This window comes from Acinetobacter sp. YH01005 (assembly GCF_013420465.1).
Taxonomy (GTDB): Bacteria; Pseudomonadota; Gammaproteobacteria; order Pseudomonadales; family Moraxellaceae; genus Acinetobacter; species Acinetobacter amyesii.
Genome location: NZ_VOYA01000020.1, coordinates 36,828 through 50,248, shown reverse-complemented (window position 1 = coordinate 50,248; position 13,421 = coordinate 36,828). Strand labels below are relative to the sequence as shown.

Sequence of the window (13,421 nt, the reverse complement as noted above, 5' to 3'; positions counted from 1 at the left end):
CTCATGAAATACGGTATTCTGATGTGACAAAACCTGAATCCTGGTCGTTAAAGTGTTTGTTTGCACTCATATTTTAACTGTTAGGACTCAGGTTTTTTTATTTAAAGCAAACTATGGGACAGCAGTGTCATTTGAGCTCCTTTTTTTTAAAAAATGAAAAGGCGCTTAATTTATTGCATGGCCGCAATTTTTCATTGAAAGATGATAGTTTACTGCGTAGGCAGATTGTTACTTTGAGGGATCAAAGTAACTAAAATCCTTCTCAGGCAAAAGGTACATCCATGTGACCATTACCTTATAGTGACATCCCTGTCTCCAGTCGCGATAGTCATTGATGTTTATCATTTGATGAATGAGATACCACAATATTTATAACCAATATAAGGCTTGTAAAGGAGTTTCCCTCTCCTTGTAGGAGAGGGTTAGGGTGAGGTGAATGCAATACGATATTGATGTTATGCCGCAAACAATGGACTAAAACCTTTTTTACGCAATAATTTGCGGTACATGCTGGAACTGCGGTCCGCTGGAAAATGCGCTTCGATGCTTAAATCCAAAGGCAAATATTCAGGCTTTTGTGATTCAGAGACTAAGCGGTCTTCCTCAAATATTTTCAGGTTAAAGTCATAAGCATCTTCCACAGGCAAGTCCTTGTCATAATTGCGGCATATAGGCGCAAATAAGCGTGTCGAGCGGGCAGTCATGGGTGATGCCGCATTCATAATCACTTGCTTGCTGTTGTTTGGAAAATGAATGGTCAGCGTTGCGGTAAACGGCAGATGAATTTCGAAATGGCGCAGCCATTGAAAGCCATCTTGTCCACGCTGTTCTAAACCAATCGGGTAGCGCCCAACACTGCTCCAATAGTCTGCATTAAATCCTGTTTCAGTCTCAATGGTTTTGTAGTCTGGGACTTCTACATTTTCAGGGTCGCCAAAAGTCTCTGGATGTACCCAAGCAAAATGCGCGACATCAATAAAGCCTTCAAGCTGCCGGCCTGCAAAACATTGAAAATCGACCGTTGGGCACACCAATTGCTGAAACTCGGCTTCATCCCAATATGGCATTGCAGGGATATTCGGTGCAGCCTCTTTAGGGGCAGTGAGGGAGCACCAAATTAAGCCATAACGCTCAACAGCAGCATAAGTACGCAAGTTGAAACGAGGTGAAATTTTGTGCTCAGGATGTGCAGGGATGCGGTTGCAATGACCGTGTTCACCAAAGCGTAAGCCATGATAGCGGCAGACTACGCCTTGACCATCATTTTTGCCTAAACTCAGTGGTACGCCACGGTGTGGGCAAGCATCTTTAGCGACAATCAGTTCATCTCCCATTTTATAAATGACGAGCGGCATATCTAAAAGCATGGTGCCATAAGGCTGTTCTGTAATGTCTCGAGCGAGTGCAATGGGATACCAATATTCTGCAAGTAAGTGCCAGTCATGTTCTTCAAAAGTCATATGCACAGGCAAGTCCGGATTAAATCTCGCAATGGCTTTACTGGTCATTTTAGGCTCTGTTTTTATGTAAACTTGCATATTGAGCGAACTAAAAAGGTAATGAAATTTCAATTATTGGAATACGGAGGAATAAAAAATCGAACATGCAAATGTGCAACATTCAGAAAAGGAGGGGAAATTGAAAAAAGAAAATAAGACAAAAGATGACAAGGACATGAATTCTTACGAATATCAAAGTAGAAATAAATAAGACCAATACTTTGATAAATTTCATTACATATTGAAAAATAAAGAATTATATTTAAATCAATAGGCAATCATCAATTATCATAAAAGCGTCATATAGCTGTAACCTAATTGTCATACTCTAAAATCAAAATGCTTATATCGAAAAAGTACAAGACTTTATAAGTAAAAGTGGCGTACTCCAATAAATGCATTAATTAAGAGAGATGAAAATGCGCTTAAATCATATTGCACTTGCTATGGTACTTAGTACTGGCGCAACACTTGCTACAACAACAAATGCAGCTCGTGACACGATTCAAATCGCGGGTTCTTCGACAGTATTGCCTTATGCAAGTATTGTTGCAGAAGAATTTGGTAATACATTTCCTCAATTCAAAGCACCTGTCGTAGGTTCAGGTGGTACTTCAGGCGGTTTGAAACAGTTCTGTAACGGTGTTGGCGACAACACAATTGACGTTGCAAATGCCTCACGTCAAATTAAGGATACTGAATTAGCTGCATGTAAAAAAGCAGGTGTTAACCAAATTTTAGAAATCAAAGTTGGTTATGATGGTATCGTATTTGCTTCAAATGCGAAAAAAGCAGCATTTAAACTTCGTCCACAACACGTGTATGCCGCTTTGGCTGCTGAATTACCATCTCAAGGCAAGATGGTTAAAAACCCATATACGCGTTGGAATCAAATTGACCCGACATTACCAAACGAAGCAATCACTTTAGTTATTCCTGCATCAAATCATGGTACACGTGAAGTATTCCAAGAAAAAATGGTAGAAGCAGGTTGTGAGACGTACTCAGCGATCAAAGCTTTAGATAAAGATGCTCAGAAAAAAGCATGCTCAACTTTCCGTAAAGATGGTCGTGTGATTGAAATTGCGGGCGACTATACAGAAACATTGGCACGCTTAAAAACGTCTCCTAATGCAGTAGGTGTATTCGGTCTAGGTTTCTATGACCAAAACCGTGACAAGCTACGTGTAGCAACAGTGAATAATGTAGCGCCGTCTGAGAAGACAATTTTAAATGGTTCATACCCAGTATCTCGTCCATTGTTCTTCTACGTTAAAGGCGAGCACTTAAAATCAATTAAAGGCTTAAAAGAGTTCACAGAATTCTTCTTAAGCAAAAAAGTATCAGGTAAAGGTTCTAAGCTAGAAAAAGCAGGCTTAATTTCAATGTCTGATAAAGAACGCGCTGCAGTTCTTGCAAACTTTAAAGCTGGTAAAGCAGTTAAATAATTGGATTGAAACAGCCAATGGCAGGATTGACCTGCCATTGGCTTTTTGCAAAGAAACAGTTTTTTCAAGAAGGACTTTTGAAAAAACAGTGGAGATTACATGAATCTGCTACTTATTGGTGTGTTGCTCGCAATTATTGCAATCGCTTATCAAGTTGGACTGACCAAAAGTCGCAAACTTGCAGGTAAAGGCAATAACTCAGCAATGTTGCATTCACGACCGGGCTATTATGGTGTTTTGGTCGCTTTATGGTGTGGGATTCCCGCTTTTTTAATCTTGATTGTTTGGAACTTGGTTGAACCGAGTATTTTTCAACACGTTATTTTAAATAATGTCCCAGAAAATATTCGTTTAGGTTTAGATCCTGCAAGCACAAGCGTAATGGTTGACCGCGTCCAAGCGATTGCTTCTGGTTTTGGAGTAAGTGATACGCCAGCTGCATATGAACTTGCAGCAGCAGAACAGTTACAGAAAATTGAAAACATCGGCTCATATGCAAAATTGGCCGTTGTAATTTGTGCGGCATTGATTGGTTTAGTTATGGCTAAACGCCGCATCGTAGAAAAATATCGTGCACGTAACCAAGTCGAAAAAGTTATTAATATCGCATTGGCACTGTGTTCGGGGGTCGCAATCCTGACAACAGTTGGCATTGTGATGTCGATGTTCAGTGAAGCCATGCGTTTCTTTAGTTTTGTCAGTCCACTCGATTTCTTCTTGGGCACTGAATGGAACCCCGGTTTTAGTACATCAGGGAATGCCGAAGGTAGTTATGGTTTGCTGCCACTCCTTTGGGGCACACTCATGGTTAGTGGTATTGCACTACTGGTTGCTGTTCCTGTTGGTTTGATGATTGCTATTTACTTGGCTGAATATGCAAAGCCAAGTTTCCGTGCTTGGGCAAAACCGGCCATTGAAGTTCTCGCAGGTATTCCAACCATCGTTTACGGTGTATTTGCCTTAATGATTATTGGACCCTTTGCAAAACAGCTTGGCGCATATATTGGACTCGATATTAATGCAACCAGTGCTCTAACAGCAGGCTTTGTGATGGGGATTATGATTATCCCATTCGTTTCATCATTATCTGATGACATCATTACTCAAGTTCCTCGCGCGCTTCGTGACGGTTCACTCGGTTTGGGTGCAACAAAATCAGAAACGATTCGCCAAGTAGTGATACCTGCAGCTTTGCCGGGCATTATCGGTGCATTCTTATTGGCAGCATCTCGTGCAATTGGTGAAACCATGATTGTGGTACTTGCAGCAGGGAACAGTCCTTTACTACACATTAATCCGCTCGAAGCAGTGTCTACAGTCACCATTACCATCGTAAACCAATTAACAGGTGATACAGACTTTGCGAGTCCTCAAGCATTGGTTGCTTTTGCACTCGGTTTAACACTGTTTGTAATTACTTTAGGTCTGAATATTGTTGCACTGTACATTGTGCGTAAATACCGTGAGCAATACGAATGAGTACGACGAATACATCAAATATGGATCAAAATTTTGATCCGAACGTAGCAGCTGAGCTTCGTGAAAAACGTAAGAAAATCATTGAAAACTCATTGGCGAAAAGACACCGTAAAGAAAAAACTTTCCGTGTCTTGGGCTTTAGTGCAGTAGTGACTGGCTTATTGTTCGTCGTGCTTTTGTTTGGCAGTATTTTAGCCAAAGGCTTACCTGCATTTTGGCAAAGCTCGATGACAGTGCCTGTGTTTTTTGATCCAAGCATTGTTAATGTAGGAGCGAAACCGGTTCAAAAAGAAGGTGAATCTCCTGCACAGTTCCAAGAGCGCTATATTGCTTGGCAAACTGAAATGGGCATGGTGGATTGGGAGGCGCTGATCGTAAATGGAATCGTTGCAAAAGATCCATCGATTGCCTCTCAACGTGATGATCTCAACAGTTTATATACCAGTTCAGAAGCTTATCGCTTACGTGACATGGTCATGGCAAATCCTTCATTGATCGGTCAAAAACAAGATTTAAAAATCCTTGCAGATGCCAATGTCGATGTCTGGTTAGCGGGTAATATTGACCGTAGCTTGCCTGATGAACAGCAGCAATTAAGTCCGGAACTGCGTCAACTCGCAGATAAACTTAAAGCAGATGGTGTTATCACTAACTCGTTTAATACTGAAATATTTAAGAACCCAGACTCTCGTAGCTCACCTGCAACTTCAGGTTTAGCTGGGGCGTTTATGGGGTCGTTATTTATGATGCTGATCGTGATCATTATTTCGATTCCAATCGGTGTTGCATCCGCAATTTACTTAGAAGAATTTGCACCTAAAAACTGGATTACCGATATTGTCGAAGTCAACATTAACAACCTAGCAGCAGTACCTTCAATTGTCTTTGGTTTGCTTGGTGCTGCAATCTTTATTGGTTGGATGCACATGCCGCTTTCGGCACCTGTGGTTGGTGGTTTAGTCTTGAGTTTGATGACACTTCCAACGGTCATTATTACTACACGTGCTTCACTAAAAGCTGTTCCGCCATCGATTCGTCAAGCTGCTTTAGGTTTGGGTGCTTCACGTTTACAAACTGTATTTCACCATGTCTTGCCATTGGCATTACCGGGTATCTTAACTGGTGCCATTATTGGTGTTGCGCAAGCGCTAGGTGAAACTGCTCCATTATTATTGATTGGTATGAGTGCCTTTGTGGCAAGTGTACCAGCCACTCCTTTAGATCAATCTACTGCATTACCAGTACAAATTTTCCTTTGGCAAGGTAACGAACTACGTAACTTCTTTGAAGGGCGTACCGCAGCAGCAATCATTGTACTTCTTGCTCTCATGATCGGCTTAAACAGTTTAGCCATCTGGTTACGTAAGAAATTTGAAGTACGCTGGTAATTGAGGGCATTATATGAATAGCGTCGTTACAACTGAAAAGAATTCCTTAGATCAGGATAAGTCCGTGAATCCAGAACAAACACAATTTACCTCTGCCCAGGGCAGTCAAAAGCAAACCAATACTGCGTTTGTGTCACAGTTTGATACGCAATCTAGTGCGAAAAAAGATGCGAAATCGAGCAATGTGAAAATCAGTACCAATGATGTGCATGTGTACTATGGTGAATCTGAAGCGATTAAAGGCATTGATCTGAACATTTATGAAAATGAAGTGATTGCTTTTATTGGACCATCTGGTTGTGGTAAGTCAACTTTCCTACGTACGCTTAACCGTATGAATGACACGATTGATACTTGTCGTGTGACAGGGCAAGTGCTTATGGATAATCAAGACATTTATGATCCAAATCTTGATGTGGTATTACTGCGTGCCCAAGTGGGTATGGTTTTCCAAAAGCCGAATCCATTCCCTAAGTCAATTTTTGACAATGTCGCTTATGGTCCTAAATTGCATGGATTGGCGCGTGACAAATACGACATGGAAGAGATTGTTGAAAATAGCCTGCGTAAAGCAGGTCTTTGGGATGAAGTGAAAGATCGTTTGAGCCAACCAGGTACGGGGCTTTCAGGTGGTCAGCAGCAACGTCTATGTATTGCGCGAACCATTGCAGTTAGTCCTGAAGTAATTTTGATGGATGAGCCTTGTTCAGCACTTGACCCGATTGCAACCGCAAAAGTAGAAGAACTCATCACTGAACTGTCAGCGCAATATACCATTGCGATTGTGACGCACTCGATGCAACAGGCAGCACGTGTTTCTGACCGTACCGCATATTTCCATTTGGGTGATTTAATTGAAGTGAATTCCACTGAAAAAGTCTTTACCCAACCGGATCATCAGCTTACAGAAGCGTACATTACGGGTCGTTTTGGTTAATCTGGTCTGTTTAAAAATAGAGCCGAAAGGCTCTTTTTTTATGAAGTCAATAATTAGGTCAAAAAGTCTTGATAAAAATAAAATGCTCAATTTGGCTCAATGAGAATTATTTTCAAAAAATAGATTGAATTTTTGTGATGCAACCCACATGTTATACAACATAAATATGAATTAAATGAGTTTCAATTTTATGCTATTTCATAATCCTAAGTTGCCTGCGGAAATTCGTGTAAGCCATTTAAATGCACGTATTAATGAACAACGAAAAAAAATTGCGCAAACGACTGCATCTAAACTTGAGCTGCTGCAACTAAGCCAACAATTATCAAAAGAAGCGCGCGCACGTAAAAAGAATAACCAAAAAATTTATGTAATCGATTTTAATGGTGATACCGCTGCATCTGCGGTAACGAGTCTACGTGAAGAAATTACCCTGATCTTAGCGACAGCAAAAGCAGGACGTGACCGCGTGGTTTTACGTTTAGAAAGTCCAGGCGGGATGGTGCATGGCTATGGTCTGGCCGCTGCACAATTGGTACGTTTACGTGATGCTGGATTTAACTTAACCATTTGCGTGGATAAAGTTGCTGCAAGTGGTGGCTATATGATGGCCTGCATTGCAAATGAAATAGTTTCAGCTCCATTTGCAGTTGTGGGATCGATTGGCGTGGTTGCACAAGTGCCAAACTTTAACCGTTTATTGAAAGAAAAACATATCGATTTTGAACTGTATACAGCAGGTCAGTTCAAACGTACCGTCACTATGTTTGGTGAAAATACGGCTGAAGGTAAAGCCAAATTTGAAGAAGAGTTGCAGCAAACGCATAACTTGTTTAAACACTTTGTTGAAAAATACCGTCCTCAGCTTAATGTCGATAAAGTTGCCACAGGTGAGCATTGGTATGGTCAAGATGCAATGGATCTCAATTTGGTCGATAAACTCCAAACGTCAGATGAATATCTATTAAGTCTTATGCCACAACATGATGTATATATGATTGAAACCCGCAAAAAACCAACACTGGGTGAGAAGTTAGGCTTACAAGCAGCACAAATTGCGGATTCATTGGTTCCTGCTGTCATGTCAAAAGTGATGGAATCATTGAGCAAAGCTAATGCAAATATCGTTCAATTAAAAGATCTAAAATTTTAAAATCTTTATGCTTATAAAGTATTTAAAGCTCACTTCGGTGAGCTTTTTTTATGCTAAACGATGCTGTTGTGATAGATTGCGTTGCGTACATAGATATTGATGATAATGATGTCTAATTTTCTGTTTATTTTAGGTGGTGTCATTTGCCTAATGGTTTGGCCTTGGCTATATTTGCTGCATTTTCAAAGTGTGAAAAAATCTGTGCTGAAACAGTATGCTGCGCTGTTTGGCCCAGCAGCAACACTGTTGGCAGGCTATATTTATTGTTCATCACTACAGGTAGATGTTCGCTCTGAAGCCTGCGGCACTGTTGTGGCCTATCAGAGTTATATGAGTAGCGGAAATATAAATAAAAGACAGCCTTTTGAGCGGGTTGAAATTTTAGTGAATCATACAAAATATACACGGCATTTTCGTATAGATGATGATCTACAAAAAATGCCAGCGGGAGCAAAAGCGTGCTTTCAGTATTATGACCGAAAATTGAATCCGCAAATGTCAGATTCAATCTTAATTCAATGGACTGCTTAAATATTTAACTGATGTTACGCAGTAACACCAGAAGTGCAATTTGATTCAAATAAAACAACGATACGCGGTAACGTCATCCGCAAGTGTTTGAGACAGGGCTGCTTCTAATCAAAAATGTTTTTGCGATACTTTGAATACGTAGACGCGAGCTAACGAGTTTTGCGGTGAGGAGCATTGCTCCGCAAGATGGTTTCCTTGCGAAGCTTCGCTTCTCATTTTGCCGAATGAGAAACATCGTTTCGTAAAAGTACCTCCAGCCGAAGGCTAATCCCGTTATTCAATTCCTAGATGTAAGACTCCGTCGAATAGACTTAAAAATCATTTTTAAAATGAGAAATTACTTCTAGGTGCGTAACATCAGTATTTAAGATAAAAAATATTCAGGCTTTTGTTTAGCGTTATTCAACAAATTTGATGTCATTAAACAAATACCACCAGTGATCATCGCACCAAGTGTTGCAAGCAGCATATCTTTATGTGCATCCCAAATATCACCTTGTTGCCCATTATAATTTTCAGCTTCTTCTGGTGATAAGCCAATGGCAATCAGCCATTCGATCCATTCATAAAATAAACTGGTCGCCATGACGAATTGTATAACCAATAAAAAGAGTGTTCCGGCTTTTAATTGCGGTAGCCAGATTTGAAATATGCGATAAAAGAACGGATAGAGCAGCAATCCATAGGCAAGATGTACAAGCCGATCATACATATTCCGAGACCATCCCATGCTTTGGTCAAGGTTGAAACCGAAGAGAGCTTGTGTCCATTCAGAATAAGGTACATAAGAATATAAATAATGGGCACCGATAACATGAATCAATAAAAAGCCAAGATACAGGCAAACAGTTGTGAAACTTAGCCCTATTTTATAGAGGAAAACGAGCAGCACAATCAGCATAAACGCAGTGCCGATTTGATGGAGGATATATGCTTCCATTTCTAAAGGTTGGATACTGGCGATCACAATGGCAAGAGTTAATAACGCAAAAGCTAAGATGTGCTTAAGTTTTAATTTGAAATCAATCATGAAAAGGCAAAGCTCAAAATTTTTATCGGTGTGCAGTGGTTATAATTCGCGGCAAGTATAGCCATAATGTGATGAAAGGTGTTAGTTCGAGGGCGCTAGAATTTGTGCATTAATTTTTCAAATGTCATCAGCTAGCTACTAGGGATAAGTATTTTCAAAAAGATTGTATTAAACTCAGATGAATATCGAAGTTTATGTATTTGGAAGTAACTATGGCCGTTGTTGAGGCATTTATTGCGACTCAAAATTGTTATTTTAACTATGAGTTTGAAGAACTTTATTTAACAGATGATTTTCCAGAAGAGCTCTCTGTGTCTTTGCGTGGCATGATGTTTCGCCATGAAATTCAGTATCCCGATGCCACATATTATGTTTATTACTCAGATGTTTTAACAGGCTGTGAATTACAACGGATGAAAGATGATTGGGCGAAATATTGCCCTGCAGAATAAAATTACTTCTAAATCTTCTCTCTCCTTATAGGCGAAGGTTAGGGTGATGTGGATAGCCATATCTCCTTGCGGAGCATGTTTCGCATCCCAAAGGGTGAAGGAGTATATAGGTAGAAATAAAAAACGAGGCATGAAGCCTCGTTTTTTTTGATCTATTTAAAATTAGATTTTAGAAATCAGATCTTAGCAATTAAATCAGCAACTTGTTTTGCTTGAGTTGATGCATTACCTGTATAAGTTGCAGGTGTCATTTCTGCAAGACGCGCACGGTCAGCAGCAGGAACAGCTTCAAGCTCATTACCATTTACGAAATCAACCATCATCTCGCGAGTCATTGCTTGACCACGAGTAAGGGCTTTAAGTTTTTCGTAAGGTTTTTCAACTGCATAACGACGCATAACAGTTTGAATCGGTTCTGCAAGTACTTCTTGCGCATGGTCAAGGTCTTCAAGAATACGTTGAGCATTCAACTCAAGTTTACCAATACCTTTAGAGCAAGCTTCAAATGCGATCAAGCTTTGTGCAAAACCAACGCCCATGTTACGTAGAACAGTAGAGTCAGTTAAGTCACGCTGCCAACGAGATACAGGAAGTTTTTCACCAAGGTGAGCCAATACCGCATTCGCAATACCCAAGTTACCTTCAGAGTTTTCGAAGTCAATTGGGTTAACTTTATGTGGCATTGTTGAAGAACCAACTTCGCCTTCTTTCAAACGTTGTTTGAAGAAACCAAGTGAGATGTATCCCCAAACGTCACGGTTAAAGTCGATTAAGATTGTGTTGAAACGACGTAGCGCATCAAAAAGTTCCGCCATGTAGTCATGCGGTTCAATCTGAGTCGTGTACGGGTTGAAGGTTAAACCTAAAGACTCTACAAAAGCTTGAGAATGAGCAGGCCAGTTAATTTCAGGGTAAGCAGAGTAATGAGCGTTGTAGTTACCTACAGCACCGTTAATTTTACCTAGAAGTTCAACTTGTTTGAATTGCTTGATTTGACGCGCTAAACGGTAAGCTACGTTCGCCATTTCTTTACCCAAAGTTGTTGGGCTAGCAGTTTGACCGTGTGTACGAGACAACATTGGTTGTTCAGCATGTTTTTCAGCCAAAGCAACGATTGAATCGATGATTTGTTGCATCGCAGCAACTAAAACTTCACGGCCATTTTTAAGCATTAAAGCATGAGACAAATTGTTGATGTCTTCAGAGGTACATGCAAAGTGAATGAATTCACCCGCATTTTTAAGCTCATCAATATGTGCAATTTGTTCTTTCAGGAAATACTCAACCGCTTTAACGTCATGGTTTGTCGTACGTTCAATTTCTTTAATGCGGTTTGCATTGTCTTCAGAGAAATTTGCAACGATTGCGTCAAGTGCAGCATTCGTTTCAGCACTGAATGCTGGAACTTCTGTGATTTCTGGACGGTTCGCAAGCGCTTGTAACCAACGCACTTCAACAGTCACACGAGCATGGATTAAACCAAACTCAGAGAGGAAAGGACGTAGAGCATCACATTTGCTTGCGTAACGTCCATCTAATGGAGAAAGTGCGGTTAAAGCGTTCATAGCGATTCCTTAAATTTTGGAATTAAACGTAAAACAAAAAGCCCGTACTGCATCAGTTAAACCACCTGATACTGTAAACGGGCAAGATCTTGAATATCTTGTAGTAGCTTGCGCTTACTGAAAATCATACCCCATGAGCTACCACCGAGCTGACGCCATAAATGTGCCATTTGTAAGCCGGTAAATAAGGTGGCGCGAATGCGATTGGTATGAGAAGTGTCTTTAAATGCTTCGGCATTACCACGAACCATAATACGTGGATTAATTTGGCCTGCAGTTTCAATATAGGTTTGGGCAAGGTTTGCAATGATACTTGGATGTAAATAATTATTATCAAAAAAGGAAAGCTGTCTTAGAATTTTTTGTTGGGATTGTTCGATGATTTCGACAAATTTAGGATTGCTATAGACTTTCTTTTCTAACTGCAATAACGCCATCGCATAGGTCATGGGTAGCTTAGTATTGGCAAGTTTAGGAAGTCTAGATTTGGGAGATGTATTGAAGGGTTGAGTAATGCTACTTTCTAAGGTTTTTAATCCCAGCGAAATATCCGCCAAGCCACTAAAAAAATCAAGCGTCTGACTAGACTGATTCGACTTAGGACGGATATTTAAACTGGCTTTAATGAGATGTTCAAAATAAAAGTTACCGCTTTCCCCGATACTCTGTTGCCCAGTCAATGCAGTCATGTGGGTCAGCTGTGTCGCTTGAAAAACAGCAGCTAACGCCAATGCACGATTTTGGCGAGTATTCAGAGTCTGAGGCTGTTGAAACGGTAACTCTGTCATCCGAAACAATCCTTATTCAATAAAATCCGGTTTAGGCGCATTGGTATGATGAATCACACCACCCCCTAAACAAACTTCACCGGTGTAGAACACCACACTTTGACCCGGTGTAACAGCACGTTGTGGCTCATCGAATTCGACACGCACACCATTTGGCGCTGTAGGGTCTTTAAATATTGTACAGTCTTGGTCAGGCTGACGATAACGAGTTTTCGCTGTGCAGCGGAAGCCTGATTCAGGAATCTCTTGTTCACCAGCCACCCAATCAATCGCTTCAGACCATAAAATGGTGCTTTGCATGAGTGGATGTTCATGACCTTGACCAACGACTAGGCGATTACCTTCGATATCTTTATGTAGTACAAACCAAGCGCCTTCTTCAGCACCTTTTAGACCACCAAGACCGATGCCACCACGTTGGCCGAGCGTATAGTACATTAAGCCGTGATGTTCACCAACCTCTTTACCCGTGTCTAGGACGATTTTTCCGTGTTGAGCAGGTAAATATTGCTTTAAGAAGTCATTAAATCGACGTTCGCCAATAAAGCAAATTCCTGTTGAATCTTTTTTCTTCGCGGTGATTAGACCTAATTCTTCAGCGATTTTACGCACTTGTGGTTTTTCAATTTCACCCACAGGGAACAAAGTTTTGTTAATTTCACGACCATGCACTGCATGTAGGAAATAGGTTTGGTCTTTATTGTTGTCTAGGCCACGCAGTAGAGGGGCATACTCTTCACCACGTGAATTTTTTAGTGTTTCACCACGGCGGCAATAATGGCCTGTCGCAATGAAGTCAGCACCTAAGTTCACAGCATGGTCTAGAAATGCACGGAATTTAATTTCTTTATTGCAGAGAATATCTGGATTTGGTGTACGACCAGCAGCATATTCTTCTAAGAAATGCTCAAAGACACGGTCCCAATATTCCATCGCGAAGTTTGCAGTATGAAGTTTGATACCAATTTTGTCACAAACGGCTTGAGCATCGGCAAGATCTTCCATTGCCGTACAGTATTCCGTGCCGTCATCTTCTTCCCAGTTTTTCATGAAAAGACCTTCAACTTGATAACCTTGTTGAAGTAAAAGTGCTGCAGATACAGAAGAATCTACACCACCAGACATACCGACGATGACACGTTGTTGCATAG

The 13,421-nt window shown here is 40.7% G+C and carries 12 protein-coding genes; 7 read left to right on the top strand and 5 right to left on the bottom strand.

Features of this window, described 5'->3' with window-relative positions; genetic code table 11:
- Positions 1 to 455: 455 nt before the first annotated feature.
- Positions 456 to 1,508, bottom strand: coding sequence for a Rieske 2Fe-2S domain-containing protein (locus FTT72_RS13005; RefSeq protein ID WP_180178513.1), 1,053 nt, complete (start codon positions 1,506 to 1,508; stop codon positions 456 to 458).
- Positions 1,509 to 1,918: 410 nt separating this feature from the next.
- Here FTT72_RS13005 and FTT72_RS13000 point away from each other — a divergent pair, with 410 nt between their 5' ends.
- The 6 genes from FTT72_RS13000 to FTT72_RS12975 all read left to right on the top strand — a co-directional run bounded on the left by FTT72_RS13000 (position 1,919) and on the right by FTT72_RS12975 (position 8,435).
- Positions 1,919 to 2,947 carry a substrate-binding domain-containing protein gene (locus tag FTT72_RS13000; RefSeq protein WP_180178512.1) on the top strand — a complete coding sequence of 343 codons (1,029 nt, stop codon included), beginning with the start codon at positions 1,919 to 1,921 and terminating at the stop codon, positions 2,945 to 2,947.
- A 99-nt stretch (positions 2,948 to 3,046) separates the two neighbouring features.
- Entirely contained in the window at positions 3,047 to 4,426 is a 1,380-nt protein-coding gene (gene pstC / locus FTT72_RS12995) for a phosphate ABC transporter permease subunit PstC (protein ID WP_180178511.1), read from the top strand.
- Positions 4,423 to 5,814 carry a phosphate ABC transporter permease PstA gene (pstA, locus tag FTT72_RS12990; RefSeq protein WP_180178510.1) on the top strand — a complete coding sequence of 464 codons (1,392 nt, stop codon included), beginning with the start codon at positions 4,423 to 4,425 and terminating at the stop codon, positions 5,812 to 5,814. Before pstC ends, pstA begins: the two co-directional genes overlap by 4 nt.
- 13 nt (positions 5,815 to 5,827) lie before the next feature.
- Positions 5,828 to 6,751 carry a phosphate ABC transporter ATP-binding protein PstB gene (gene pstB / locus FTT72_RS12985; RefSeq protein WP_218953498.1) on the top strand — a complete coding sequence of 308 codons (924 nt, stop codon included), beginning with the start codon at positions 5,828 to 5,830 and terminating at the stop codon, positions 6,749 to 6,751.
- 190 nt (positions 6,752 to 6,941) lie between these two features.
- Positions 6,942 to 7,904, top strand: coding sequence for a protease SohB (sohB, locus tag FTT72_RS12980; RefSeq protein ID WP_180009607.1), 963 nt, complete (start codon positions 6,942 to 6,944; stop codon positions 7,902 to 7,904).
- Between the two features lie 105 nt (positions 7,905 to 8,009).
- Complete coding sequence (locus tag FTT72_RS12975) at positions 8,010 to 8,435, top strand: hypothetical protein (protein WP_252725857.1); 426 nt, start codon at positions 8,010 to 8,012, stop codon at positions 8,433 to 8,435.
- A 364-nt stretch (positions 8,436 to 8,799) separates the two neighbouring features.
- Here the strand turns inward: FTT72_RS12975 and FTT72_RS12970 are convergent, their stop codons facing one another.
- Positions 8,800 to 9,465 (bottom strand): DUF2238 domain-containing protein, encoded by a 666-nt coding sequence (locus tag FTT72_RS12970; protein ID WP_168379204.1) that lies wholly within the window; start codon positions 9,463 to 9,465, stop codon positions 8,800 to 8,802.
- Positions 9,466 to 9,677: 212 nt separating this feature from the next.
- On the opposite strand from FTT72_RS12970, the gene FTT72_RS12965 reads away from it, so the two are divergent.
- Positions 9,678 to 9,917 (top strand): hypothetical protein, encoded by a 240-nt coding sequence (locus FTT72_RS12965; RefSeq protein ID WP_168379205.1) that lies wholly within the window; start codon positions 9,678 to 9,680, stop codon positions 9,915 to 9,917.
- Between the two features lie 176 nt (positions 9,918 to 10,093).
- Here the strand turns inward: FTT72_RS12965 and purB are convergent, their stop codons facing one another.
- The 3 genes from purB to mnmA are packed head-to-tail and all read right to left on the bottom strand — an operon-like array spanning position 10,094 to position 13,419.
- Positions 10,094 to 11,482 carry an adenylosuccinate lyase gene (purB, locus tag FTT72_RS12960; RefSeq protein WP_180178509.1) on the bottom strand — a complete coding sequence of 463 codons (1,389 nt, stop codon included), beginning with the start codon at positions 11,480 to 11,482 and terminating at the stop codon, positions 10,094 to 10,096.
- A gap of 56 nt (positions 11,483 to 11,538) precedes the next feature.
- Entirely contained in the window at positions 11,539 to 12,270 is a 732-nt protein-coding gene (hflD, locus tag FTT72_RS12955; RefSeq protein WP_078190181.1) for a high frequency lysogenization protein HflD, read from the bottom strand.
- A gap of 12 nt (positions 12,271 to 12,282) precedes the next feature.
- The gene (mnmA, locus tag FTT72_RS12950; RefSeq protein ID WP_180178508.1) at positions 12,283 to 13,419 is read right to left on the bottom strand and encodes a tRNA 2-thiouridine(34) synthase MnmA; all 1,137 of its coding nucleotides are present in this window, start codon (positions 13,417 to 13,419) and stop codon (positions 12,283 to 12,285) included.
- Positions 13,420 to 13,421: the final 2 nt, after the last annotated feature.